We start from the raw sequence: 24,526 nt of genomic DNA, 5'->3' as shown, positions 1-24,526 counted from the left end.
AATTCCGCAAGAGCATCATGCGAACGTGCGGGCGACGCATCGTGGCCGCGGACTCCCTCCTCGCGCTTCCTTCGCCTCCCCGCTCCCGCACCTCCCGCACCATACGTTCAGGCTTCGTGCAGAATTGGAGAAATTCGACGGGGCGTGCGCGGTTGCGCGCCCCGGTCAGGCAAGAATGGACAGCATGCCTTCTGCACTGTACATCACGATCGCCGTCATCGCCGCCTGTATCGTCATCGCCGTCGCCTGCTTCGTCGGCGTGCGACTGCACCGCAGGCGCGCCCTCGCCGCCTCATTGGACAAGCGTCGGGACGACGAAGTGCATTACGCGTTCATCATCAACCCTTCGAAACCGCAAGCCGAGGCCCATCGCGCGTATATCGAACGATTCTGCCAGGCGAAGGGCCTGACGCAGGTGCAGTTCATCGAAACGCAGCTCGACAAGGACGGCCGCGCCTGCGCGCTCGAAGCGCTGAGCAACGGCGCCGACGTGGTGGTGGCGGTCGGAGGCGACGGCACCGTGCGCACGGTGGCGAGCGCCGTTTCGGGCACCGGGCACGCGCTGGGCATCGTGCCGATCGGCACGGGCAATCTTTTCGCCCGTAATATGGGCATTCCGATCGACGACATCGACGCGGCCCTGACCGTGGCCACCTCGCATGGCTCGCGTCTGGTGGATATGGGGCGCGCCACGCTGCTGGACCGCCCCGACGAGGACCACGGCCACGCCTTCCTCATCATCGCGGGGATGGGTTTCGACGCCGCGATGATCGACGACACCGATCCCGAACTCAAGAAGAACATCAGCTGGCTCGCCTACTTCGTGGGCGGCGTGAAGAACCTGTTCGCGCCGAAATACCGCGGCAGCGTGACCATCACCCGCGCCGACGGATCGAGCCATACGACGAACGAGCTCGCCTTCCGCACCCTGATGGCGGGCAACTGCGGTCAGATCCCCGTCTTCTCGCTGATGCCGAACGCCTCCTTCGACGACGGCCTGCTCGATTTCGAAATCATCGACACCACGGGCGGCATCCTCGGATGGGCCAACCTGTTCGGCGATGTGCTGCACCAGACCATCACCGGGCGCGCGGAGCAGAATCCGCTTTCGACCAACTCCACGGTCGACCAGATCCAAGGTGCCAGCGCCGAAGTCATGCTGGAGAAGCCGGCGTTGGCGCAGGTGGATGGCGATATGCTCGGCGAGACGCGGCATATCCGCTTCTCGGTGGAGCATCGCGCGTTGATCGTGCGTGTGCCGGAGATGCCGCTCGCCGGCACGACGGCGCAGGCCGCCCAGGCGAACGCCACCGCCGATTTCGCGGAGCACACCGGCGTCATCGCCCCCATCCGCGACTGAACCGCGACCGAACCGCGACCGAACTGCGGCCGAACGCGACCGAACCGCGACACAGACCGGATTCCAGCACGTTCCGGCGCGCATCCTCGCGTACAATCGTTGGGTATGGTAGCAAACAATGCGGGTATGCCCGCCACCCCAGCAGATCTGATCAATGTCGACGAGGTCATTGGCAAGTACTACGACGTCGTCCCCGACCCCTCGGTTCCCGAGCAGCGTGTCATCTTCGGCACCTCCGGCCACCGTGGATCGTCCCTGAAGACCTCGTTCAACGAGGCCCATATCGTCGCCATCACCCAGGCCATCGCGGAATACCGCAAGGCCGCGGGCGTGACCGGCCCGCTGTACATCGGCCGCGACACGCACGCGCTGAGTGAGCCGGCCGAGAAAACCGCCATCGAGGTGCTGGTCGCCAACGGCGTGCATGTGCGCGTCGACTCCCGCGGCGACTTCGTGCCCACGCCGGTCGTCTCCCAGGCGATTCTTACCCACAACCGCGCCGCCGACGGCACCCAGCGCTTCGAAGGCGAAGGCCTGGCCGACGGCATCGTGGTGACCCCGAGCCACAATCCGCCCACCGACGGCGGCTTCAAGTACGATCCGGTCACCGGCGGCCCCGCGCCCTCCGAGGTGACGAACGCCATCGCCGCACGCGCCAACGAACTGCTCGGCGACTACAAGTCCATCAAGCGCGTGCCCTACGAGCAGGCCATCAAGTCCGAATTCGTGGAGGGCTTCGACTTCCGCGACCACTATGTGTCCGATCTGGCCAATGTGATCGACTTCGACCTGATCCGCTCCTCCGGCGTGCGTCTGGGCATCGACCCGCTCGGCGGCGCTTCGGTGAACTACTGGCCGCTGATGAACGAGAAGTACGGCACCGACATCGGCGTGGTGCGCCCCGAGGTCGATCCGACCTGGCGCTTCATGACCCTCGACCACGATGGCAAGATCCGTATGGATCCGAGCTCGCCGCACGCGATGAAGGGCCTGGTGGACCAGCTCAACGCCGGCGCGTGGGATAAGTACGATCTGGTGGGCGGCACCGATCCGGACGCCGACCGCCACGGCATCGTCTGCCCGAACTGGGGCGTGATGAACCCGAACCACTACATCGCCGTGTGCGTGGAGTATCTGTTCGGCGGAGCGCGTCCCGACTGGCCGGCCGGCGCGGGCATCGGCAAGACGCTGGTGAGCTCCTCGCTGATCGACCGCGTGGCCGCCTCCATCGGCGCCAAGCTGATCGAGGTGCCGGTGGGCTTCAAGTGGTTCGTCGACCCGCTGTTCAAGGGCGAGGTGGCCTTCGGTGGCGAGGAGAGCTCCGGCATGAGCTTCCTGCGCAAGGACGGCCGCGTGTGGACCACCGACAAGGACGGTCTGATCCCCGACCTGCTGGCCGCCGAGATCACCGCCAAAACCGGCAAGAACCCGGCCCAGCTGCATGTCGAGCAGGTGGAGCGATTCGGCGAAAGCTGGTACAAGCGCGTCGACACCCCCACCACGCTGGAGCAGAAGCAGAAGTTCGCCGCCCTGTCCGGCGAGGATGTGACGGCCGCCACGCTGGCCGGCGAGGACATCACCGCCAAACTCACCGAAGCGCCGGGCAACGGCGCGAAGATCGGCGGCCTGAAGGTCACCACCGAGAACAACTGGTTCGCGGCGCGTCCTTCCGGCACCGAGAACATCTACAAGGTGTACGCCGAGTCCTTCGTCTCCCCCGAGGCGCTGGACAAGGTGCTCGACGAGGCCACGGTCGTCGTCGACAAGGCCTTGGGCGAGTGACGCGCGGCTGACGCGACACCCACATACGAAATAAGCGAGGGGCGGATGGCTTGGAATTCCAAGCCATCCGCCCCTCGCCGTTGAACCATAATCACCAGCAAAGATTGGAATTATCAGGGATTGAGGCGGAACACCTCGCGCGGCTGCGTCTGGATCATGCCGCGCATCACCTCGCATCCCTCGTCCAGCGGCAGACGGTGGTCGGCCACCAGGGAGGCCACATAACGCGCCGTGACGCGGCGGTTGGTGTCGTGCCGCGAAGGAATCGAGCACAGCGCGCGCGTGTCGTCGATGAAGCCGGACAGTTTGCCGAAGCCGCAGATCGGCACCGCGTCTTCGAAGTAGCGCAGCATCGCCTCCGGCTGGTCGAGGAACCACCACGGCGCGCCCACGAACACGGACGGGTAGTAGCCGGCCAACGGCGCCAGCGAGCGCGAAAACACCGTCTCATCCATGGTGAACAGCACCAGACGGAACGTGGGATCGTTGCCGTAGGCGTTCAGGATGGGTTTCAGCGCGCGGGTGAACTCCGACCGGGCGGGGATATCCGCGCCGATGTCGCGTCCGTAGGTCTCCAGGCCGTATTGGTCGTAGCTGCGGTGCACGGCGGGGTGCAACGTCATGATCAGCCCGTCCTCCTGGGCCAGGCACGCCTGGTCGTTGAACAGATGTGCGCGCAGACGGGCGGCGTCGGCCGCTGTGATGTCTCCCGCATACGCGAGGGCGAACAAGCGGGCGGCCTCGTCGTCGGTGAGACGCTCGCAGGCCACATCCATATGCGAATGGTCGGAAAGCACCGCACCATGGTCTTTGAAGAAGCGGCGACGGCGGCGCATCGCCTCATGGAAGCCCGCGTAGTCGGAGGCGTCCACGCCGGCGGCCTGCCCCAGCGAGTCGACCAGTCCGGCCCATTCGGGCGCGGCCGGTTCCAGATAGCGGTCGGGACGGAAGGCCGGGGCGAGCAGGGTGCCGAACTCCGGATCGGCGATCACCTGATCGTGCAGGCGCAGGTCGTCCACCGGATCATCCGTGGTGGAGATGGATTCGATGTTGAAGCGGCGCACCAACGCTCTGGTGGAGAATTCCGGCGAGGCGAGCATCTCGTTGATCTGGTCGTAGATGCGGCCGGCGCTATCGGGGCCGAAGGGCTCGGTGATGGAGAACACGCGCTCCAGCGAATCCTCGAACCAGTAGCGCATCGGCGTGCCCGCGTAGTGGCGCCAGCAGCGACCGAAGGTCAGGAAGGCCTCACGCGCCTGGCTTTCGCTGAAGTCGCGCTGGTTCACGCCCAGATCGGCGAGTTCCACGCCATGCGCGTGCATCAGGCGCGTGACGTAATGATCCGGGGTGATGAACAGTTCGGTCGGATTCTTGAAGTGGTAGTCCGTGGCGAACCATTCGATGGGCACATGCCCGTGGGGAGAGATGATCGGCATATCCTTCACCGAGTCGTACAGGTCGCGCGCGATGCGCCGCTGCGTCGGCTCGGCAGGAAACAGGCGGTCGGGGTTCAGGGTCTGCATGATGTGATGAATCCTCTTCGACTCGTTCGGATGGGTGGGCGAAGCCACCGGTGAATAGGGTGGTCGGGCCGGCTGCCGATGGCACAATGACGGCCGGCCCGACGATTGCCGGGGTCAGCTGGCTTTGCTCGCGATGATGGGATCGACGATGGCGCGGCTGTCGCGGCAGGCTTGGGCGATCGCATCCCAGTCGCCTGCGGCCTGCGCGGCCGAAGGCACGGGGAACGAGCCGCCGATGGCGAACACGTTCTTCAATGCGATGTATTCCTGCGCGTTCTTCAGGCTCACACCGCCGGTGGGCAGGAAGCTCATTTCGGAGAACGGGCCGGCGAGGGCCTTAAGCGTCTTCACGCCGCCATAGGCCTCGGCGGGGAAGAACTTCGCGTGACGCAGGCCACGGTCGTAGGCCTTCTCCACATCCGAGGGCACGGCGGTGCCGGGCAGGATCAGCACGTCGTTCTCCAGAGCCCAGTCGACCACGGGCTCGTCGAAGCTGGGGGTCACCAGACCCACGCAGCCGGCGTCGACCGCGGCCTTCGCCTGGTCCACGGTGTGCACGGTGCCGGCGACCAGCATCACGCCGGGCACATGGTCGCGGATGCGCTTCATGCCTTCGATGGCGCAGGACGAGCGGAAGGTGACCTCGGCCACCGGCACGCCTCCGCGCTCCAAGGCCTCGGCCAGCGGAACGGCCTCCTCCACGGTGTTCAGGGTCACCAGCGGAACGATGCCCAATTGCGCCAGCTGCGCGATGATTTCGGTGTTGTGTGTTGTGCTCATCGGTGTTCTTTTCTTCTCCTGTGGGGACTGTCGTGTGGATTGTCGTATGGATGATGGTGATGCGTTTGCCGCGCGCGGTTCCCGCCCGTCGAGAGCCGCCTTACAGGGCGACCCGCGCGTGGGAGGCGGTGAACGCGGCGAGTTCCTGCGGGGTCGGCAGTCCCTCGTTGTCCGAGACATGCTGCGTTTGGATGGCGCCCAACGCGCAGCCGCGCTCCACGGCGGCCTCGAGGGGCAGCCCCTCGAGCAGACCGGAGAGCACGCCGGCCGCGAAGCCGTCGCCGCAGCCGACGGTGTCGACCACACGGTCGACCACGAAGCCCGGCACGTACGCGCTCTGGTTGCCGTCGCTGACGTACGCGCCGCGCGGGCCGTCCTTGACGACCACAATGCGCGAGCCGTTGTCGAGGAAGGCCTGTGCGATGTCTTCCACACGTTCCACGCCGAAGAGTTCGACGCCTTCGCCGATGCCGGGCAGTATGAGGTCAGCATGCGAGGCAAGGGAGCGCAGGGTGGAGCGCATCGTTTCGGCGTCACGCCACAGCACGGGGCGCAGATTCGGGTCGAAGGAGATGAACATGTGGTTCGCGCGGGCCGCGCACAGCAGCTCCTTGCTTGCATCCAGACATGAGTCCGACAGTGGCGGCAGGATGCCGGTCAGGTGCAGCACGCTCACTCCGGTCAGGTCCAGGGCGCGCACGTCGCCCGCGCCGATGGTCGAAGCCGCGGAACCTTCACGGAAGTAATAGGTTTTCGGATCGCCTTCGCTTTCCTTCGTCTTCATCATGAAGCCGGTGTGGCGTTCGCGGTACAGCTCGACCAGCGAGGTGTCCAGATCGTTGGATTCCATGAACAGCCGGATGCGTTCGCCCAGCGGATCATCGCCGATTTTGGTCATATACAGCGGATCCTGCCCCAAGCGGCGCAATCCGATCGCCACATTCAGCTCGGCGCCGGCCACGGACGCGCCGAACGCGCCCACCTGGCTGCACGGGCCCTCCTCGCCGGCGGTGAACAATCCCATCGCCTCGCCGACGAGCAGCACCTTGCCGGGGCGGACATCGTTCACCATCCAGCTCATCGCGCGTCTCCGTAGGTGAAGGAATCCCACACGCCGAGCAGATACTGGATGCCCAGCGCACGGTCGTACAGGCCGTATCCGGGGCGGGGACGCCCCTCTTCGGTGTTCTCGCTCCACAAGTGGCGGCCGTGGTCGGGGCGGATGTAGCCCTCATAGCCGGCTTCGGCGTAGGCCTTCATAATGCCCACGGTGTCCACGTCGCCCTCCGAGGCGCGGTGGCCGACCTCGCTGAACGAGCCGGCGGCGTCGAGGAACTTGATGTTGCGCACATGCGAGAAGTGGATACGGTCCATGAAGGTTTTCACGGCGTCGACCGGATCGTTGCCGCGGCGCGAGGAGAACGATCCCAGGCACAGGCACAGGCCGTTGTAGGGGCTGGGGTTCAGGTCGAGCACGCGCTGGATGCCTTCCTTGGAGCTGACCACGCGCGGCCATCCGAACAGGTCGAAGGCCGGATCGTCGGGATGCACGGCGAGCTTGACGTCGTACTTCTCGCAGGTGGGGATCACCGCGTCGAGGAAGACCTTGTAGTTCTCGTAGTACTCGTCGTGTCCGATGCCACGGTACGCCTCGATGAATTCGGGCAGGTGGGCGAGGCGTTCGGGCTCCCAGCCGGGCATGGTCAGGTCGCCGGCGCCGTTGAGCGTCTCGTCGACCAGCGCCTGCGGATCGGTGAGCTGGGCCACCACGTTCGCGTCGTAGTACAGGGCGGTGGAGCCGTCCGGGCAGGGGTGGAACATCTCCGTGCGCAGCCAGTCGAACACGGGCATGAAGTTGTAGGTCACGACCTTCACGCCGGCGCGGCCGAGGTTCTCGATTGTCTTGATGTAGTTGTCGAGCGCCTCGTCGCGGCTCATGCCCAGCAGGGTGGTGCCGGTTTTGATGGATTCGTGCACGTTGACGGATTCGACCACGTCCGCGTTGAAGGTTTTGGTCACGCCGGCCTTGCGCTCGGCTTCGGACAGGCCGGTGATCAGCGCCATCTCGCGCTCGATCTCCTCCGGCGTCCACAATTCGCCGGCCTGCTTGTGGTGCAGGGACCAGACGATGGTTTCCACGCCGGGAATCTGGCGGATATCGTTCAGCGAGACGGTGTCGTTGCCCTCGCCGTACCAGCGGAATGACATATGCATGGGTGGGTTCCTTTCTTTGGAGGTCGGATTCGGGGGGCTCTTAGAGTCCCAGTGCTTCGTTGATGACGGTGTGGACGGTGTTGGTGCCGGCCGTGAACCGGACGAGATAGTCCGTGATCGCGGTGGCCAAGGCGGTGTTGGTCAGGTCGGCGCCGAACAGGCTCGCGTCCGCGAGGAGGGGCGCGATGGCCGAGGACACGGCCGCATGGCTGTGGTGCTCGCCGACGCTCAGACCGGCCAGGGCGCGCTGCACTTCGGCCAGACGCGGATCGGGGCTGATTGCGACCGCGGTGCCGTCGTCGCGCGTGCCCTTGCCATCGGAGCCGATGAGCAGACGCAGCCAGCCGGCGATGGCCAGCGGAATCGCGATGAGATCGGCCACGTCGAGGTTGGGATCGGCGAGGTACTTCTTGATGGTTTCGCCGTAGCGGACGGGGATCTTCTGCGAGGTGTCGGTGCTGATGCGCGCCGGGGTGTCGGGGATGTTCGGATTCGGGATGCGCACCTCGACCACTTGGCGCAGGAACTCGCGCGGCGAAAAGATGCCCGGATCGGCCACCACCGGCAGTCCCTCGTCGTAGCCGAGACGCTCCGCCAAAGCCGTGAGCGAGGGGTCGGCGATCGCCTGGGACATGGATTCGTAGCCCAGCAGCATGCCGAAAGTCGCCACCGCCGTGTGCAGGGGGTTCAGGCAGGTGGTCACCTTCATCTCGTCGGCCAGGTTCACCGTGTCGCGGTCGGCCACGTACACACCCGCCTTCTCCAGCGCGGGGCGGCCGTTCGGGAAAGCGTCCTCCACAACCAGATACCAGGTCTCCTCCGCGTTGGCGAAAGGCGCGATATTCGTGCCGCGCTCGCCGCGGATCAGCTGGGTGTCCTCGAAGCCGCGCTCCTCAAGCATCGCGGCCACCGACGCGGCCGGATTAGGGGTGATGCGGTCGATCATGGACAGCGGGAAGCTCACCTTGGTCGGGTCCGCCAGCCAGTCGACGAAGTCCTGGCCCACGAATCCACGCTCGAGCCACAGCTCGGCGAAGCGACGGATGGCCGCGCCGAAGCGGTCGCCGTTCTGTGAGAAGTTGTCCGTGCTCACCATCGCGATCGGAGTGCCGCCCGCGTTGAATCGGGCGAACAGCAGCGCGGTCATCGCGCCCATCGCGCTCACCGCCGTCTCGGGCCCGTTCTCGACTTCCGGCGCGATCCACGGCAGGGGCTTGCCGTCCGCGCCTTCGACCGCATAGCCCTTCTCCGTGATGGTGACGGTGACGAACTGCAGTTCGGGATTCGTGAACACCTGCTCCAAAGCGTTCCACTCTTCGTCATGCGCGCGCACGCCGAAGGAACCAGCCACCGAGGCAATCAACGTGGATTCCACGGAGCCGTCGGCCTTCAGCACCACCTGCAGGCAGCGGTCGGCGAAGGGGCGGTACGCCTGCTCGATGATGTCGGGATCGAAGGTTTCGGCCGCGAGCACACCGGAGCCGGTCTCCCCCGCTTCGATCAGCGCTTGGGCGATCGGCGCGTGCACCGCGCGGAACAGATTGCCCGCGCCGAAATGCAGCCAGTAAGGGTGGGCGGCCGTCGTCTCGCGCATCGCGTCGACGTCGAATGAGGGAACCGCGATTCCGGCCTGCTGCCACTGATCGGCGTGAAGCTTGAGATCATCGTTGAGATGCACCATTGGATCCTTCTTTCAAAGAACATGTGATGGCCTTTATTATGTGGATTTCGCAAGGCCGACCGTGTGGATTTGCCATGGTTTTCCTCGCCTTACGTTGCCTGCGGTGTAGGCTGGGCGATATGAGCGCACCAGACCCCGAAAGCACCGTCACCATCCGCGACGTGGCCGAAGCCGCCGGCGTATCCATATCCACGGTGTCGCGGGCTTTCGCAAGACCTGGCAGGGTGAGCGCGAGCACCGCCAAACGTGTGTTCGCCGCGGCCGACGCCTTGGGGTATCGCGCGCGTGCCGTCGACACCCCCGCCCCCGCCGACGGCAGGCGGCTGCATGGCATATTGGCGATCAGCGTGGCGGATATCGCCAATCCGGTGTTCGCCGACTATGTGAAAAGCGCGCAGCATCAATGCATGCGCAAGGGGTTCGGACTGATGGTCATCGACGCGGAGGAGACCAGCGCCATCGAACGCAACGCGCTGCAGCTGGCCCACGCGCATGTGGACGGCTTCATCCTCGCCTCATCGCGTGCCTCGGACGTCACCATCCGCAAAATCGCCGAAATCAAACCCGTGGTGACCATCAACAGACCGGTGCGCGGATTGCAGTCCATCAGCGGCGACCCCACCCCCGGCCTGACCGACGCGATCGAACGGCTGATCACTATGGGCCATGATTCGCTGACGTATCTCTCCGGCCCTGTGGCCTCCTGGCAGGACGGCATCCGCTGGCGGACGATCAACGAACTGTGCGCGCGGCATCACATCACCTTGAAGCGCATTCCCGGCGCCGAGCCCACCTATGCCGGCGGATACGGCGTCGCCGCCAAGTTCCTCGGCAATCCGACCACCGCCGTCATCGCCTACAACGACGTCGTCGCCATCGGATTCATGGCGGCCTTGCGGGCCCGTGGATACGACGTGCCCGGCGACGTTTCGGTGATCGGCGTCGACGACCTGCCCGTCAGCATGCTGGTCGAACCGCGGCTTAGCTCCGTGCGTCTGCCCCGCAAACAATTGGGCCAGCACGCCGTGGACGCGCTGATCGGGCGGCTGCACCACACCGTGCTCCACCCGAGTCTCGAGCCGGTGATGCTGCCCTCCACATTCGTCGAACGCGCCAGCATCGGACCGGCGCATCCGTGGCGCTGACCGCGGACCCCGACTCCGATCAATTTCGCGCCCCGCCCGTAGGCTGGAGCGCATGACGATTACGGTATCCACAGACGGTTCGGCGCTCGCCAACCCCAACGGCCCTATGGGATGGGCATGGGCCGATCACACTCCGCACGCGGGCGGCACGCCCGGGCACGAGCATCCGGGCGACTGCGACGCGGGCGGCGCCACCAACGGCACGAATCAGATCGGCGAATTATGCGCGGTGCTGGAGGCTTTGCGCGCGCATCCGGGCGCGGAGCCCCTGGTGATCGAAACGGATTCGCAGTACGCGATCAACTGTTCGACCACCTGGGTCAGGGGCTGGAAGAAGAACGGCTGGAAAAACTCGCAGAAGAAGCCGGTGAAGAACGCGGCAATCATCAAGGCCATCGACGCGGAGCTCAACGCGCGCGAGGGCTCGGTGCGCTTCGTGTGGGTGAAGGGCCACGCGGGCAACGCCGGCAATGAGAAGGTCGACGAGTTGGCGCGCACCTTCGCCGAGGACTGCCGCTCAGGCTCGCGCGACGGCTATCTGCCGCGCGAGGGCTGGCAGTCGCTGATCGCCTCGGAATATTCCAAAGGATTGGATATCCCCTCCGACGCGCAGATGCTGCTCGACGGCGCGATCACACCCGAGGACTACCATCTGGGCCGCGGCGCGGACTCCTCAAGCGAGAACGATGTTCTGAGCGGCAGCGAATCCGCCGAACGCCGCTCCCGCGCGTTCCTCGAACCGGAGCCCGAAGGCGTGCCGGATCTGCCGGATTACGGACGGTCGCAGGAGAACGAAGAGAACGAGGAAACACCCACCAATCATGTCGAATCGGTGGCAGGCACAGGCGAGTCCGGCATGAGTGACGCCAACAGCGAAACCAATGGCAAGGAAGCGTCCACCTCATCCGAAGATACCAGCGCGAACGTATCCGAGGAGTCCGACGATTCTGAGACGTCCGCCACGGCGGAAGAATCCGCTGCAACCGAAACGCCGGCGCAGCCGCGGTTCCTGCCGACCGGACTGACGGTGTCGGGCGCCCTCCGCTTCTCCCCCGCGCCCAAAACCAGCCCCTTCTTCACCGGCCGCCCACTGCCCGTGCGCGGCGTGATCGAAATCGAAGGCCTGGTGGACGGCGACGGCAACCTCGTCATCACCAATGCCCCCTTCCTGCGCGAGAACCCTGATGGCGCGGCATAAGCCACGTACATGAGAACGCACGCATCCGCACATACAACGGACACGATGCCACATCACTGCACAATCGCGTTAGGATAGGAAAGGTCTCCAACCATTGGCAACACGCGTTCCTTCGGGAACAGAACAAGGAGAGAACCCATGGATAAGGCGCAACAGGACGCTCTGAAGAAGGCGGCCGGCATCGAAGCCGCCAAGCTGATCGAAGATGGCATGATCGCGGGCCTCGGCACCGGTTCGACCGTCCGATTCCTCGTCGACGAGCTCGGCCGTCGCGTGCAGGAGGAAGGTCTGAAGTTCACCGGCGTGACCACCTCCCGCCGTACGCAGGAGCAGGCCGAGAGCTACGGCATTCAGATCGTGGACGTCGACGAAGTGGACCACATCGACGTGACCATCGACGGCGCGGACGAAGTGGACAAGAACTTCGACGGCATCAAGGGCGGCGGCGCGGCCCTGCTGTGGGAGAAGATCGTGGCGACCAACTCCGACAAGATCGTGTGGATCGTGGACGAGTCCAAGGTGGTCGACACCATCGGCAAGTTCCCGCTGCCGGTCGAGGTGATCCCCTTCGGCGCGGGCCAGGTCGTCAAGAAGTTCGAGGCGCGCGGCTACAAGCCCGTGCTGCGTCTCGATGCCGAAGGACAGCCGGTGCGCACCGACGAGAACAACTACGTGGTGGACCTGCATCTGGAGAAGATCGAGCATCCGCAGGCGCTGGCCGACGACCTCATCAACACCGTGGGTGTGGTGGAGCACGGCCTGTTCCTCAACATGGTCGACACGGTGATCGTGGGCGACCCGAACGGCCCGCGCGTGATGACCAACTCCAACAAGTGATGCGCATATGACAAAACCCCGGCAGCGATGCTGACCGGGGTTTCTTCATGCCTTGATTGCAGGTAAGACTACTTGCGCTGGTGGCGGGTCTTACGCAGCAGTTTGCGGTGCTTCTTCTTGCTCATCCGCTTGCGGCGCTTCTTGATGACGGAACCCATCTGAAGCCTCCATTCCGATTAATCGTGAAAGTTGCAACTTGCCCAATAGTACACGTATTGGGCGACTACGACACCATACCACCCGTTCTGCGGGTCGCGCCCGCACCGCGAGTCGGTGTCGACTTGGGGCTAGGGCGGGAATTCCACGTACCCGCTCGCCCTTGCGTTTCCGCCCGACGGTCGGTGTCGACTGAGTTTACAGCGGGAACTCCTGGTAGAACCGCATCACGGCGTCCTTGGATCCAGTGACCTGGAACACCACGGTGTCGTTCTGCCATAGGGCCACGGCCTTGGTCTCGTCCGACGCGTCGGTTTTCACCACATAGCTGCCGGTGGTGTCGCCGGAGACCTTCACGTTGCCGGAGGCCAGTTCCTCGCCGGTCAGGGTGCCGGCGACGGCGTCGTACTGCGACTTCGCGGAATCGGCGGATGACCACTGCGCGGTGATCATCGTCAGGTCCTGGGAGTCCTCGGAGACCGCGTAGGTCACGGTGTATTCCTCCAACGGCGAGGCCGAGCTCCAAGACGTGGAGGCTTCGGCGTTGACGCGCGCGTAGTTGAGCACGCTGTCGAGCATCGCCTTGAGCAGCTCGGTGGCGTCTTCGGGGAGCGCGACCGCGTCGATGCTGGGTGTGGTGGGCTCCTCCGTCTGCTGCTCGGACTGCGCCGGGTCGTCGGCGCTCTTAATCGCCCAACCGGGCCAGACGAAGGCGGACAGCACCGCCAGAATGATCACAAGCGCGGCGGCAACCGCCACGGCGATAAGTTTGCCATGCGAAGAGGATGTTTGTTGAGTATTCGGCATGCCCCGATTCTCTCACACCAACCCGACGCTTCACAGGCCTCTCTCCCTCCCGCCATCCCAAACATTCCCCTTTTCACCCATCCCTCCCGTCATCCCGAACCTCCCTCCTCGTCATCCCGAGCGAAGTCGAGGGATCTCTCCCACGGCCGCATCTTGTCGGCGAACACCGATAGCGTCGGTGCCATGGCAAAGTCGTCCGTGCAATATGTATGTTCCGAATGCGGCTGGAATGGCGCGAAATGGTTCGGAAAATGCCCCGAATGCGGGCAATGGGGCACCATCGAGGAGTTCCACGAGGCCCGTGCGGCCGCGGGAACCCGCACCGCCGCGCCCGGACGCACCTCGCGCACCCAGCCGGCCATCCCCGCACCCGCGGGCAGCAAAGGCGCGGCTACACCCATCACCCAGGTCGGCACGGAGCAGGTCACCCGCGTGCCCACCGGATTCGGCGAATTCGACCGCGTGCTCGGCGGCGGCATCGTGCCCGGCTCCGTGGTGCTGATCGCCGGCGAACCCGGTGTGGGCAAATCCACCCTGCTGCTGGAGACCGCGGGCAATATCGCCCGACGCCATGCCGGTAGCGGTTCGGTGCTCTATGTTTCCGGCGAGGAATCGCAGGCGCAGGTGCGTCTGCGCGCCACCCGCATCAACGCGGTGGAATCCAATCTGCTGCTGGCCTCCACCACCGATCTGGCCACCGTGTTGGGGCTGATCGAACAGGAGCGGCCCACGCTGGCCATCGTCGATTCCGCGCAGACCATCGTCTCGCAGGAGGTCGATGGCATCTCCGGCGGCTCCACGCAGGTGCGCGAGGTGGCGAGCGCGCTGATCGACACGGCGAAAACCCTGGATATTCCGGTGCTGCTGGTGGGGCATGTGACCAAGGACGGTTCAATCGCGGGCCCGCGCACGCTGGAGCATCTGGTCGACGTGGTCTGCCAGTTCGAGGGCGACAGCGAAACCGCGCTGCGTATGCTGCGCGCGGTGAAGAACCGTTTCGGGCCGACCGACGAGGTGGGTTGCTTCGATATGAGCGGCGAAGGCATCGAGGAGGTGAACGACCCGGCCGGATTGTTCCTCTCCTCGGGCGGCGCGCAAGAGGCGCCGGTGGAGGGCACCTGCGTGACCTTCACCTTGGATGGGCACCGCAGCCTGCCCATCGAGGTGCAGTCGCTGGTCACCAATTCCGTGCTGCCCACGCCCCGCCGCGCGGTGAACGGCGTGGACTCGAACCGCATCGCCATGTTGACGGCGGTGCTCTACCGCCACGGCCATATCAACCTGCTGAACAACGACCTGTACATCTCCACCATCGCAGGCGGCCTTGCCAAGGAACCCGCCTGCGATCTGGCCATTGTGGCCGCGCTGGCGAGCGCCGCGCACCGCACGCCGATCGCGCGCACCACCTGCGCCATCGGTGAGATCTCCCTGACCGGCCAGGTGCGCCCGGCCCCTCGTTTGGAGCATCGCCTGCGCGAGGCCGCGCGGCTGGGATTCACCACCGCCGTGGTGCCCACACCCCGCAAGCCGATAGACATCCCCGGCCTGACCCTAATCGAAGTGCGTTCCCTGGCCGAAGCCCTCACCGCCCTCGGCCTGTCGCGTCGCTGATGCAGGTTGACATGCACGGCTTATGATGGGCGTATGACTGAGCAGAGCGCATTTGATTTCGTCTCATGGGCGCGCGCGTATTCGCAGCGCACGAACCGCTCCTTGGCGGGCGCGCGTTTCTCCCCACCGAACGAAGCAGATTCCCTATCCCTCACACAGGCGCGGCAATGGGGCATTGTGATGGACGACACAGGCGAAGCCATGTCGAACGACATTCCCGACGCGCGCGAGCTGACCGGATTCGAGACGATGGAGCATGCGCACCGCCATATGCCGGTGCTGCGCGAACTGATGCGTCGGATCATCGCCGACGGCGTGGATTTCACCGACGTGCGGATCGCCGTATGTCTGATTCTGGAGCCGAAAACCGCAGTGCTGCTGCGTGAGCTCAAAGCGGCCGGTGCCATCGTCGGCGTGTTCGCCGAACCCGCCGACACCGACCAGCGCGTGGCCGACCAGCTCGCCGCCGAAGGCCTCGTCGTCGAAGCCGACGTGACATGGACCGCCGAGCAGACGCATCAGGGCGCGCTGCGTCTGCTGGATAAGATCCGCCCGCAGATCATCATCGATGACGGCGCGAGCTTCGCCCGACTGGCCGCGGCGGAGCGTCCCGAACTCATGGCCGACCTCATCGGCGTGGCCGAGGAGACCACCAGCGGCGTGCGCGCCTTCCAGGCGATGCATGACGCCGGCGCGTTGGACTTCCCCGTCATCGCCGTAAACGACAGCATCCTCAAAACCGGATTCGACAACGCCCACGGCACCGGCGAAAGCTGCGTGACGACCATGCAGGAGCTGCTCGGCAGCCATGCCTTCGACGGCGCGCGGATCACCGTGGTCGGCTACGGCCCGGTCGGCAAGGGCTTCGCGCTGCGCGTGCGGGCGTTGGGCGCGCGGGTCACGGTGTGCGATACGAATCCGGTGGCCGCATTGCAGGCGGTGTTCGACGGATTCGCCGCCCACGACATCGACGACACGCTGGAATACGCCGACATGGTCGTCTCCGCCACCGGTGTGCGCCACACCATCACGCTGGACCATATGCGCCGCATGCGCGACGGGGCCGTATTGGCGGTGATCGGCGGCATCGCCAACGAAATCGCCCTCGACTGCATCCCCGACTTCCGCCCGCAAACCGGACTCGACCGACGCGAGCTCGCCGTACCAGGCGGCCCCACACTCACCCTGCTGTCGGAGGGCGACGGCGTGAACTACACGGCCGGCGGCGGCAATCCCATCGAAATCATGGACCTAAGCTTCGCCGTGCAGGCAAGCGCCGTGGCCCATCTGTTGAGCCATCGCGGCGAGCTCGCACCCGGCCTGCATCGTCTGGACGAGGCGACCGACCGACGCATCGCCGCCGCCGCGCTCGAAACACGCGGCTATCATGCCAGCCATGCCGTGCGCGACAACGGCTACGATTGGACGCTCACCCGATTCAAGGAGGCGCGATGACCACCGACTCGTTCGACCAGCTGTATGCGGCCGCGCATCCCGCGCCCTTGAGCGAGGTGACGCTGTACAGCGCGCCGTTGATCATCCCCGTCACCGGACCGGTGCTGCTCGACGGCGCGGTGGCGGTCAGCGGCAGCCGCGTGGTGCACGCCGGCACCCGACGTTGGGTGCTGGAGGCGCTCAAGCAGGATATGGCCGCCGGCGCGCGCATCGAGGAGCGCCACTGGCATGGCGTGATCATGCCCGGTCTGATCAACGCGCACACGCATCTGCAGTACACGAATATGGCCGAGGTGGGACGCGGCGATTACGACGACTTCCACGCGTGGGAGCGGGCGTTCGACCCCGTATACGAGCGTTTGTGCGAAACGGGCTCGTGGAGGCAATCCGCCGAGGAGGGCGCGCGTATGCTGGTGCGCTCCGGAACCACGGCGGCAGCCGACATCGTCACCGACCCGGAGGCGGTCGGCGCGCTCGCCTCGCAGGGCATGCACGGCGTGGCCTATTGGGAGGTGATGAACTGGCGCAACAGCGATTGGAAAACCGAGGGCATCGCCGAACTGGTGACCCATCTGGGGCATATGCGCCAGGAGGAGCTGCCCAGCATCGGCATCAGCCCGCACGCGCCCTACACGTTGGAAACCGCGCCCTTCGTCGATCTGCCCGATATCGCCCGTCAGCTCGACATGCGCTTGCATATCCATTTGGCGGAGACACCGATGGAGGCCGGCGAGCGCGAGACGATTCTGTCCACATATTCGGCGGCTGAATGGCGCGACGAGAATTGGACGAGCTACCAGGAGCTTAAGGAGGCGGGCAAGGGCGCTTCGGCCATCCAGTTCCTCGACCAGCTCGGCTCGCTCGGCCCCGACGTGCATATCGCGCACGGCGTGTGGGCCGACAAGGAGGACCGCCGCATCCTGCGCCAGCGCGGCGTGGGCGTGGCGCTGTGCCCGCGCTCGAACCGCATCACGGTGACCGGGCGGGACGCGCCAATCCGCGAATATCTCGAGGAGGGGAATCTCCTGGCCGTGGGCACCGATTCGCTGTCCAGCTCCCCCAGCCTCGACGTGCTGGAGGATGTGGCCATGCTTTACGAGCTGGCGCGCGAGCAGGGCTATGCGGGCGATGATCTGACGCATCGCTTGATCCGCATGATGACGATCGGCGGCGCCGAGGTGCTGGGCATGCATGTGGGCGCGGGTCGCATCGGCCAGATCAACGCAGGCGCGACAGCCGATCTCGCGTTCTTCGACGTGCCGGTGTATGTGGCCACGCCGCGCGGCATCGAAGACACCTTGGAGACGCTGGTGTGCCACGGTGCCGGCACGAACCGGGCCACGGTGATCTCCGGCCGCGTGGTCTACAACGACGGCGCGTTCTAAGAGCACGGGTGCGTTGCGTATGGGATCCTTCGACTCCGGGCTAACGCCCTCCGCTCAGGATGACATTGATGATGGTTATTCGTCATGCTGAGCGGAGTGCAACGAAGTCGAAGCATCTCAACAGGATGACATGCCGACCATTGTCGTCATCCCGAGCGCAGTCGAGGGATCTCCATCCTCCACAATCGAAAGGAATCAATATGAGCATCGCATTGGATGATATGAGCCCCTACGCCCGTTCCGTCGTGGAGCGGCTGGGACTTGAGGCGCATCCCGAAGGCGGTTGGTACACGCGCGACTGGCAGTCGCCGCTCCGCTACCGCGCCGACGATCCCAACGACGGCCTGCACGGCCGCCCGCTGGCCTCGCTGATCTATTTCCTGCTGCCGCAGGGCGACGCAAGCGCCTGGCATAAGGTGGATGCGGATGAGATCTGGCTGTGGCACGGCCCCGCGCCGGTGACGCTGGAATTCGGCGGCGACGGCGACGCGCCCGAATCCGACGAGAGCAAACGCACGCGCTTCACGCTGGGATCGGGCATCGGCAGTGACGAGAACGCCGATGCCACCGTCACTCCCGTTGTGGGGCATGCGGTGGTGCCCGCCGGCGTGTGGCAGCGCACCGTGCCGGGCGAGGGCGATGCACTGGTCTCCTGCGTGGTCAGCCCCGGCTTCACCTTCGAGGGATTCACCCTCGAATAGCGCGCCATCAGGGCGCCCAACCACAGGCGATGTTGCCGATAACGCGCTATCGGCAACATCGATAACAAGTATGACATGCCGGAAACTCCAAGGCGTTATAATCGCCACTTGTTCGCGCCCCTGCGCGCATTCCCGATCGATTCAGGAAAGAGGAGAATATGGCACTGCGCCGCAACGATTTCATCCGCTCTCTGGCCGCCGGCGTGAGCGTGGCCGCTCTCGCCTTCTGCGCCGCCTGCGGTTCCGGCACTGACACCAACACCAACGCCTCCGCGGATAGCTCCGACATCACCCAGCAGACCGTGACGCCGGGCAAGCTCACCATCGCCACCGGCGACCCGGCCTACGAGCCGTGGGTGATGAACGACGATCCCGAATCCGGCGAAGGCTATGAGGCCGCCGTGGCCTACGCCGTGGCCGAAAAGCTCGGCTTCGACGAGGATGACGTGGTGTGGACCCGCACCACCTTCGACTCGGCCATCGCTCCGGGCGCCAAGGACTGGGATCTGAACATCCAGCAGTTCGGCATCACCGACGAGCGCAAGCAGGCCGTCGACTTCTCCTCCGGCTATTACAAGGACACCCAGTCCGTCATCGTCAAGAAGGACGGCAAGTACGCCAACGCCACCAGCTTGGCCGACCTCGACGGCGCCGTGATCGGCGCGATGGTGGGCACACAGGGCTACACGATCGCCAAGGAGAAGCTCTCCGACGACATCCAGACCTTCAACGACGACGCCTCGCTGGCTCAGGCGCTTGACGCCGGCCAGATCGACGCTCTGGTGACCAACACCGTCGAATGCATCTACATGGTGCAGTCCGGCCAGGTGGCGGACGCCGTCGTGGTGGGCCGTATCGCCGGCTCCGAAGACAAGGACGGTCTGGGCATCGTACTGCCGAAGGATTCCGCGCTCACCAGCGCCGTGACCGAGGCTGTGGACGAGCTTGACGCGGACGGCACACTGCAGAGCCTGCAGGATACGTGGCTGGCCGAATACACCACCGACCTGAACGAACTCGCCTGACTCCCGTCACGACGATGAACGCTCAGGCAACCAACACGCCCGCCGACCTCGCCTACGACCCCACGGCCGTAAGCGAGGTCGAGCGTTTCCGCCGCGACTGGCGGCGCAAGCAGCAGCTCAAATCAGTGGTCACCAGCCTTGTCAGCACCATCGTGCTGGCAATCATCGTGGTCACCGGCCTCAAGCTCTCCCCCGGCTGGCCGCGCGTCAAGCAGACCTTCTTCTCCGCCGAATACTTCGCCTCGTCGTTCCCGGAGATTCTGGACGGCCTGTGGCTCAACCTCAAGGTGCTGGTCGTCGCGGTGATCGGCGTGGCCATCTTCGCCACCCTGATCGCGCTGGTGCGCACCAGCACCAATCCGGTGCTGTTCCCGCTGCGCGCGCTGGCCGCCGTCTACACCACCGTGATGCGCGGCATCCCGATGATTGTGATCCTCTACCTCATCGGTTTCGGCATCCCCGGACTCGGCCTGTTCGGGCGCATCGACCCCTCGATTCTCGGCACCATCGCCGTGGTTATGGGCTATTCCGCCTACGTGGCCGAGGTCTTGCGCGCCGGCTTCAACGACGTGCATCCCTCACAGCGCGCCTCCGCACGCTCCCTAGGCCTGACCGCCGGGCAGACCACTCGTATGATCGTCATCCCGCAGGCGCTGCGCAAGGTCGCGCCCGCGCTGATGAACGACTTCATCTCCATGCAGAAGGACGTCGGCCTCATCTCCGTGCTCGGCGCGGTGGATGCGGTGCGCGCCGCCCAGATCGAGGTGGCCAGCAGCTACAACTTCACCCCCTATGTGGTGGCGAGCCTGCTGTTCATTCTGATGAGCGTGCCGTTCATTCTGCTGAACGACTGGTATGCGGCGCGACTGCGCAAACGCGAGTTGAGTGGAGGCACGGTATGAGCGACATGACCAATCCCATGGCAACCGGCGCCCCCGCCGAGAACGCCTCTGTGCAGGTCGATGCTCCCGCGGTGCTGCGTTTGGATAACATCCGCAAGTCCTTCGGCGCCACGCAGGTGCTTAAAGGCATCTCCTTCGAGGTGCGCCAGCATGAGGTCGTGGCGCTGCTCGGCCCTTCGGGTTCGGGCAAATCCACATTGATGAAATGCGTGAACCTGCTTGAGCGCGTCGACGACGGTCAGATCTGGCTGGGCGACACCGACATCACCGATCCGCGCGCCGACCAAGACAAGCTGCGCGCGCGCATCGGCGTGGTGTTCCAGCAGTTCAACCTGTTCCCGCATATGTCGGTGATCAAGAACGTGACGTTGGCCGCGCGCAAGGTGCACCATTGGAGCAAGGACCGTGCCGAGGCCCGCGCGCTCGAACTGCTCGACCGCATCGGCATGCGCGCCAAGGCGGGAGCCTATCCCGACCAGCTTTCCGGCGGACAGCAGCAGCGTGTGGCGATCGCCCGCGCGCTGATGACCGATCCGGAACTGCTGTTGCTCGACGAAATCACCTCGGCGCTCGACCCGATGCTGGTGGGCGAAGTGCTCACCATGGTGGCCGAGCTGAAAAACCAGGGCACCACGATTCTGATGGCCACGCATGAGATGAGCTTCGCCCATGACGCGGCCGACCGCGTGGTGTTGCTGCGCGGCGGCGTCATCGCCGAAAACGGCACCCCGCGCGAAGTGATGGACGAATCGCAGGATCCGCAAACCAAGGAGTTCTTCTCCCACTTCCGTCACTGATGACACCCGGTGTCCCTCGTCATCTCGAGCGAAACACCTCGTCATTCCGAGCGGAACGAAGTGAAGTCGAGGAATCCCAGTCAGCTCACACTGAGATCCCTCGACTTCGCTCGGGATGACAAAGAGGTACCCTCGGGATGACAAAGAGGACTACCCTCGGGATAATGCCGCAATCAGGCGGTGAGTCGCTTCGTCGCCTCGACGTTGCGCTTCAGTTCGGCTGCCAGTTCGTCCGGCCCCTCGAATTTGACCTGCGGACGCAGGAATCTCACGAATTCCACGCGCACATGATGCTCGTAGAGGTCCAGCCACTCATCGGCGAGCGCATAGGCCTCGACCACACGCTCATGCAATCCGGTTTTCTCACTGAACGTGGGCTTGGTGCCGATGGAGATGGCGGCGGGCCAACGCTGCTCCCCATCCACCAGCCATCCGGCGTACACGCCGTCCACCGGCAGATAACCGGTCACGTCATCGCCTAGATTCGCGGTGGGGAATCCGATGGAGCGGCCGCGCTCCTCGCCATGCACCACGGTGCCTTCGATGGCGTGCGCGTGCCCCAGAATCTCATTGGCATCCTTGATGCGCCCCTGCGAGAGCAGATACCGCACGTTGGTGGAACTCCACACGCGCACGGCTTTGGCCTGATGCTTTTTGCTCCATGCGCGGCGTTCGGCCTTGTTCATAGTCGCGAGCGGATCGACGGGCTCTCCCCAGCCTTCGGGGGCAATCGGCTGGGCGTTCGGCGGCACGCGGGTCTCGCCCGGACCGCGGTCATCCACAACCTCGAGCTCGAACACGCCGGTGGCGGCCGCGAGATTCGCGATCGCCTGCACATCGCCTTCGCGATTGTTGCCCATGGCGGCGTCCGAGCCGAGCACCAGCGCGCGCATGCCGAGCTTGCCTACCATCTGGCCGAGGAAGAAGCGGTAGGATTTCGCGGCGAACGCCAACGTGTAGCGCACGATCATCACATGGTCGACGCCCGCCTGCTCCATGAAGCGCAAACGCTCGTTCACGTCGGTCAGCGCTTGGGCATCGAGGGTGTCGGCGGCGGGTTCCGCGCCGTCATGGGTGGCGGCGTAGCGGTGCACCAGGCCGGGACGCGGGTCGAACATCACCACCACGGCGAAGGCGTCGGCCTGCCGGGCCAACTCCACCACGCGCGAAATGACGGCGTTATGGCCGCGGTGGAATCCATCGAATACACCCACGCTGACCACGGCCTTGCGGTCCTCGCTTAAGGTGGGCCATTCGACCATGCCCTGCTCGTCCGGCGTCAATCTGGTGATGTCCATAAACGTTTTCCTTGTGTTGTGCGTGCTGTATCTCACAAAAACCGCCGTCCACTCTAGCAGCAGCCGGCCACGGCGATTTAGACCGCGGGGAATACGGTGACGGGTTTGGCTTGGGAACCGTTGGCCGGAGCGACCAGCGCGACCACATCCTGAGTCTCGCTCACCACGGCGGCGGCCTGGTCCACATCGAGACGGCGGGCGATACGCCGACCGAAACGCAGTTCGGCGGCCTCTTCGGCGGTGACCTCAACCACCGGCATGGCGCCACGCACGGCTTCAGCCATGGTCAGCGCGCGGCCCAGCAGCCATTCACGGCGTTGCTCGCCGGCGAGCCCGGGCGTATCGAGCATGCATTTATTGCGGGTGATGGTTTCGCCCTCGCGGCTGGTGAAGCTGTACGGTTCGGCATACGCGGTGAGGGCGCGCCGTGCCACGGTCTCGTCGGCGAAATCGAAACGTCCCACGCGGGTGCGGCGCAATCGGGTCAGATGACCGCCCACGCCAAGCGTCTCGCCCAGATCGCGAGCCAGCGCGCGAATATAGGTGCCGGACGAGCAGCTCACGCGCACGTCCAGATCGATCACGGGCACCGGAGCGCCGGCGGCATCATCGGCTGTGGCTGAGCGCATGTCGAGCACGGTGAATTCACCGATGGTGACGGGTCGGGCTTTGAGCTCGACCGCCTGGCCGTCGCGTGCCAGATCGTAGGCGCGCTTGCCGTTGATTTTGATGGCGGAGAAGGTGTTGGGCACCTGTTCGATATCGCCGGTGAACTGTTCTCGGATCGTCGTTTCGATCAGTTCGCGGCTCAACCGGCTTATCGCGTCGGGCGTCTCGCTTTGCGATGCGATGAGTTCGCCTTCGGCGTCATCGGTGGTGGTGCGCTGGCCGAGGCGAATCGTGGCCTCATAGCTTTTGTCGTGTTCGACGATTGCGGTCAGCAGTCTGGTGGCGTGGCCGAAGCCGATCACAAGCATGCCGGTGGCCATCGGATCCAACGTGCCCGCATGGCCGACTTTCTTAGTATGCAGGGCGGCGCGCACGGCGGCGACCGCGTCGAAGCTGGTCACGCCTTGCGGCTTGTCGATGATCAGCAGGCCGCCGGCCGGCGTACTGGCGTCACTCGATGCCATCGGCGTCACTCGGCGCGATCGGAATCGTCGGAATCGTCCGCGTCTTCGGCGTCGAAGTCTTCGACTTCGAAATCCTCCTCGTCATCCCAATCGTCATCGTCGTCTTCGTACTCATCGTCGATGTCATCGTCATCATCCGCATGCTTGTACGGATCGGCGTCGCCGGCGTACTGGGCGGTGGCGCGCGCCTTGGCGAGCTCCTCGTCGCGCTTGCGGGCGATGGCGAGAATGTCCTCGATCTCATGCGCCTCACCAGGCACCTCGTCATAGACGAACTGCAGCTGCGGGGTCAGACGCAGGCCGGCCTTGATGCCGACCAGCGAGCGCAGACGGCCGCTGGCCTGGTTGAGCGCCTGCTGGGCGCGCTTGCGCTCACCCTCCTCCTTGCCGGCGTGGCCGAGCTGGGTCCAATACACTTTGGCGATCTGCAGATCGTTGGTGACGCGCACTTCGGTGATGGTGACGTTCGTCAGACGCTTGTCGTGCAGCTGTGCCTCCATCGACGAGGCGATCACACGCTGAATCAGGGCGGCGATGCGCGCCGCGCGGGGGTTCGTTCCTGCCATAAGTTTCGTTCCTTGGGTCGTGTTCGTATCGCGGATGTTCGCGTGGGCCGCCATGCGCGCCCGTTCCCGGAACCATCCGCATTCGCTATCCGTTATTGTGCCATATACGTGGGAACGCCCGCCGCCGGAAGCCGGTGGCGGGCGTTCCCGTCAAAGCCTTGCGATGCGGG

22 protein-coding genes are annotated in these 24,526 nt (G+C 65.2%); 12 read left to right on the top strand and 10 right to left on the bottom strand.

What is annotated here, in order from left to right; translation table 11 throughout:
* The first annotated feature begins 175 nt into the window (after positions 1 to 175).
* Together AC1AV0_RS09045 and pgm are read left to right on the top strand one after the other, a co-directional pair.
* Positions 176 to 1,360, top strand: coding sequence for a diacylglycerol/lipid kinase family protein (locus AC1AV0_RS09045; protein WP_476573214.1), 1,185 nt, complete (start codon positions 176 to 178; stop codon positions 1,358 to 1,360).
* Positions 1,361 to 1,465: 105 nt separating this feature from the next.
* Positions 1,466 to 3,142 (top strand): phosphoglucomutase (alpha-D-glucose-1,6-bisphosphate-dependent), encoded by a 1,677-nt coding sequence (gene pgm, locus AC1AV0_RS09040; protein ID WP_476573212.1) that lies wholly within the window; start codon positions 1,466 to 1,468, stop codon positions 3,140 to 3,142.
* Between the two features lie 113 nt (positions 3,143 to 3,255).
* On the opposite strand, the gene uxaC is transcribed toward pgm, so the two are convergent.
* The 5 genes from uxaC to AC1AV0_RS09015 form a co-directional block, all read right to left on the bottom strand.
* Complete coding sequence (gene uxaC / locus AC1AV0_RS09035) at positions 3,256 to 4,665, bottom strand: glucuronate isomerase (protein WP_476573210.1); 1,410 nt, start codon at positions 4,663 to 4,665, stop codon at positions 3,256 to 3,258.
* 114 nt (positions 4,666 to 4,779) lie between these two features.
* Positions 4,780 to 5,445, bottom strand: a complete 666-nt coding sequence (eda, locus tag AC1AV0_RS09030) for a bifunctional 4-hydroxy-2-oxoglutarate aldolase/2-dehydro-3-deoxy-phosphogluconate aldolase (RefSeq protein WP_476573208.1) — start codon at positions 5,443 to 5,445, stop codon at positions 4,780 to 4,782.
* A 100-nt stretch (positions 5,446 to 5,545) separates the two neighbouring features.
* Positions 5,546 to 6,526 carry a sugar kinase gene (locus tag AC1AV0_RS09025; protein WP_476573206.1) on the bottom strand — a complete coding sequence of 327 codons (981 nt, stop codon included), beginning with the start codon at positions 6,524 to 6,526 and terminating at the stop codon, positions 5,546 to 5,548.
* Positions 6,523 to 7,659 (bottom strand): mannonate dehydratase, encoded by a 1,137-nt coding sequence (gene uxuA, locus AC1AV0_RS09020; RefSeq protein ID WP_476573204.1) that lies wholly within the window; start codon positions 7,657 to 7,659, stop codon positions 6,523 to 6,525. Before uxuA ends, AC1AV0_RS09025 begins: the two co-directional genes overlap by 4 nt.
* Before the next feature lie 40 nt (positions 7,660 to 7,699).
* Positions 7,700 to 9,340: a mannitol dehydrogenase family protein gene (locus AC1AV0_RS09015; RefSeq protein WP_476573202.1), complete on the bottom strand. Its 1,641-nt coding sequence runs from the start codon at positions 9,338 to 9,340 to the stop codon at positions 7,700 to 7,702.
* 119 nt (positions 9,341 to 9,459) lie between these two features.
* Here AC1AV0_RS09015 and AC1AV0_RS09010 point away from each other — a divergent pair, with 119 nt between their 5' ends.
* The 3 genes from AC1AV0_RS09010 to rpiA all read left to right on the top strand — a co-directional run bounded on the left by AC1AV0_RS09010 (position 9,460) and on the right by rpiA (position 12,520).
* Complete coding sequence (locus AC1AV0_RS09010; protein ID WP_476573200.1) at positions 9,460 to 10,485, top strand: LacI family DNA-binding transcriptional regulator; 1,026 nt, start codon at positions 9,460 to 9,462, stop codon at positions 10,483 to 10,485.
* A 52-nt stretch (positions 10,486 to 10,537) separates the two neighbouring features.
* Positions 10,538 to 11,683 carry a ribonuclease H family protein gene (locus AC1AV0_RS09005; RefSeq protein ID WP_476573197.1) on the top strand — a complete coding sequence of 382 codons (1,146 nt, stop codon included), beginning with the start codon at positions 10,538 to 10,540 and terminating at the stop codon, positions 11,681 to 11,683.
* 138 nt (positions 11,684 to 11,821) lie between these two features.
* Complete coding sequence (gene rpiA / locus AC1AV0_RS09000; protein WP_476573196.1) at positions 11,822 to 12,520, top strand: ribose-5-phosphate isomerase RpiA; 699 nt, start codon at positions 11,822 to 11,824, stop codon at positions 12,518 to 12,520.
* Between the two features lie 68 nt (positions 12,521 to 12,588).
* Here rpiA and AC1AV0_RS08995 read toward each other — a convergent pair whose 3' ends face one another.
* Together AC1AV0_RS08995 and AC1AV0_RS08990 are read right to left on the bottom strand one after the other, a co-directional pair.
* Positions 12,589 to 12,678 (bottom strand): 30S ribosomal protein bS22, encoded by a 90-nt coding sequence (locus AC1AV0_RS08995; protein ID WP_004268639.1) that lies wholly within the window; start codon positions 12,676 to 12,678, stop codon positions 12,589 to 12,591.
* Between the two features lie 196 nt (positions 12,679 to 12,874).
* Positions 12,875 to 13,483, bottom strand: coding sequence for a hypothetical protein (locus AC1AV0_RS08990; RefSeq protein WP_476573195.1), 609 nt, complete (start codon positions 13,481 to 13,483; stop codon positions 12,875 to 12,877).
* Positions 13,484 to 13,666: 183 nt separating this feature from the next.
* On the opposite strand from AC1AV0_RS08990, the gene radA reads away from it, so the two are divergent.
* From radA to AC1AV0_RS08955, 7 genes are all read left to right on the top strand, one after another.
* Positions 13,667 to 15,094: a DNA repair protein RadA gene (gene radA / locus AC1AV0_RS08985; RefSeq protein WP_476573194.1), complete on the top strand. Its 1,428-nt coding sequence runs from the start codon at positions 13,667 to 13,669 to the stop codon at positions 15,092 to 15,094.
* 33 nt (positions 15,095 to 15,127) lie between these two features.
* Positions 15,128 to 16,549: an adenosylhomocysteinase gene (locus tag AC1AV0_RS08980; RefSeq protein WP_476573193.1), complete on the top strand. Its 1,422-nt coding sequence runs from the start codon at positions 15,128 to 15,130 to the stop codon at positions 16,547 to 16,549.
* A complete protein-coding gene (locus tag AC1AV0_RS08975) occupies positions 16,546 to 17,934 on the top strand; it encodes an amidohydrolase family protein (protein WP_476573190.1) in 1,389 nt (462 codons plus the stop codon). Before AC1AV0_RS08980 ends, AC1AV0_RS08975 begins: the two co-directional genes overlap by 4 nt.
* A 200-nt stretch (positions 17,935 to 18,134) precedes the next feature.
* A complete protein-coding gene (locus AC1AV0_RS08970) occupies positions 18,135 to 18,635 on the top strand; it encodes a cupin domain-containing protein (RefSeq protein WP_476573188.1) in 501 nt (166 codons plus the stop codon).
* 158 nt (positions 18,636 to 18,793) lie between these two features.
* Entirely contained in the window at positions 18,794 to 19,660 is an 867-nt protein-coding gene (locus AC1AV0_RS08965; protein ID WP_476573186.1) for an ABC transporter substrate-binding protein, read from the top strand.
* Between the two features lie 14 nt (positions 19,661 to 19,674).
* Positions 19,675 to 20,562 (top strand): amino acid ABC transporter permease, encoded by an 888-nt coding sequence (locus AC1AV0_RS08960; protein WP_476573184.1) that lies wholly within the window; start codon positions 19,675 to 19,677, stop codon positions 20,560 to 20,562.
* A complete protein-coding gene (locus AC1AV0_RS08955; protein WP_476573182.1) occupies positions 20,559 to 21,359 on the top strand; it encodes an amino acid ABC transporter ATP-binding protein in 801 nt (266 codons plus the stop codon). The genes AC1AV0_RS08960 and AC1AV0_RS08955 overlap by 4 nt, the downstream gene beginning before the upstream one ends.
* Before the next feature lie 173 nt (positions 21,360 to 21,532).
* Here AC1AV0_RS08955 and ribF read toward each other — a convergent pair whose 3' ends face one another.
* The 3 genes from ribF to rbfA all read right to left on the bottom strand — a co-directional run bounded on the left by ribF (position 21,533) and on the right by rbfA (position 24,356).
* Complete coding sequence (ribF, locus tag AC1AV0_RS08950) at positions 21,533 to 22,657, bottom strand: bifunctional riboflavin kinase/FMN adenylyltransferase (protein WP_476573180.1); 1,125 nt, start codon at positions 22,655 to 22,657, stop codon at positions 21,533 to 21,535.
* A 77-nt stretch (positions 22,658 to 22,734) separates the two neighbouring features.
* On the bottom strand, positions 22,735 to 23,790 hold the full coding sequence (gene truB, locus AC1AV0_RS08945) for a tRNA pseudouridine(55) synthase TruB (RefSeq protein ID WP_476573178.1): 1,056 nt from the start codon (positions 23,788 to 23,790) through the stop codon (positions 22,735 to 22,737).
* 5 nt (positions 23,791 to 23,795) lie between these two features.
* Positions 23,796 to 24,356: a 30S ribosome-binding factor RbfA gene (gene rbfA / locus AC1AV0_RS08940; RefSeq protein WP_476573176.1), complete on the bottom strand. Its 561-nt coding sequence runs from the start codon at positions 24,354 to 24,356 to the stop codon at positions 23,796 to 23,798.
* Positions 24,357 to 24,526 lie beyond the last annotated feature (170 nt).

The sequence above is a fragment of the Bifidobacterium sp. LH_558 genome (assembly GCF_056356295.1).
Note: the sequence above shows the minus strand (reverse complement) of the source record. Positions and strands in the feature narration are given on the sequence as shown.

Coding starts and splice junctions, on each gene's coding strand:
- AC1AV0_RS08980 (WP_476573193.1), top strand. CDS start 15,128: ATGACTGAGCAGAGCGCATTTGATTTCGTCTCATGGGCGCGCGCGTAT.
- AC1AV0_RS09010 (WP_476573200.1), top strand. CDS start 9,460: ATGAGCGCACCAGACCCCGAAAGCACCGTCACCATCCGCGACGTGGCC.
- AC1AV0_RS08975 (WP_476573190.1), top strand. CDS start 16,546: ATGACCACCGACTCGTTCGACCAGCTGTATGCGGCCGCGCATCCCGCG.
- rbfA (WP_476573176.1), bottom strand. CDS start 24,356: ATGGCAGGAACGAACCCCCGCGCGGCGCGCATCGCCGCCCTGATTCAG.
- uxaC (WP_476573210.1), bottom strand. CDS start 4,665: ATGCAGACCCTGAACCCCGACCGCCTGTTTCCTGCCGAGCCGACGCAG.
- AC1AV0_RS08995 (WP_004268639.1), bottom strand. CDS start 12,678: ATGGGTTCCGTCATCAAGAAGCGCCGCAAGCGGATGAGCAAGAAGAAG.
- AC1AV0_RS09015 (WP_476573202.1), bottom strand. CDS start 9,340: ATGGTGCATCTCAACGATGATCTCAAGCTTCACGCCGATCAGTGGCAG.
- pgm (WP_476573212.1), top strand. CDS start 1,466: ATGGTAGCAAACAATGCGGGTATGCCCGCCACCCCAGCAGATCTGATC.
- eda (WP_476573208.1), bottom strand. CDS start 5,445: ATGAGCACAACACACAACACCGAAATCATCGCGCAGCTGGCGCAATTG.
- AC1AV0_RS08970 (WP_476573188.1), top strand. CDS start 18,135: ATGAGCATCGCATTGGATGATATGAGCCCCTACGCCCGTTCCGTCGTG.
- radA (WP_476573194.1), top strand. CDS start 13,667: ATGGCAAAGTCGTCCGTGCAATATGTATGTTCCGAATGCGGCTGGAAT.
- AC1AV0_RS09045 (WP_476573214.1), top strand. CDS start 176: ATGGACAGCATGCCTTCTGCACTGTACATCACGATCGCCGTCATCGCC.
- AC1AV0_RS08955 (WP_476573182.1), top strand. CDS start 20,559: ATGAGCGACATGACCAATCCCATGGCAACCGGCGCCCCCGCCGAGAAC.
- rpiA (WP_476573196.1), top strand. CDS start 11,822: ATGGATAAGGCGCAACAGGACGCTCTGAAGAAGGCGGCCGGCATCGAA.
- AC1AV0_RS08965 (WP_476573186.1), top strand. CDS start 18,794: ATGGCACTGCGCCGCAACGATTTCATCCGCTCTCTGGCCGCCGGCGTG.
- ribF (WP_476573180.1), bottom strand. CDS start 22,657: ATGGACATCACCAGATTGACGCCGGACGAGCAGGGCATGGTCGAATGG.
- AC1AV0_RS08960 (WP_476573184.1), top strand. CDS start 19,675: ATGAACGCTCAGGCAACCAACACGCCCGCCGACCTCGCCTACGACCCC.
- uxuA (WP_476573204.1), bottom strand. CDS start 7,659: ATGCATATGTCATTCCGCTGGTACGGCGAGGGCAACGACACCGTCTCG.
- AC1AV0_RS09005 (WP_476573197.1), top strand. CDS start 10,538: ATGACGATTACGGTATCCACAGACGGTTCGGCGCTCGCCAACCCCAAC.
- AC1AV0_RS08990 (WP_476573195.1), bottom strand. CDS start 13,483: ATGCCGAATACTCAACAAACATCCTCTTCGCATGGCAAACTTATCGCC.
- truB (WP_476573178.1), bottom strand. CDS start 23,790: ATGGCATCGAGTGACGCCAGTACGCCGGCCGGCGGCCTGCTGATCATC.
- AC1AV0_RS09025 (WP_476573206.1), bottom strand. CDS start 6,526: ATGAGCTGGATGGTGAACGATGTCCGCCCCGGCAAGGTGCTGCTCGTC.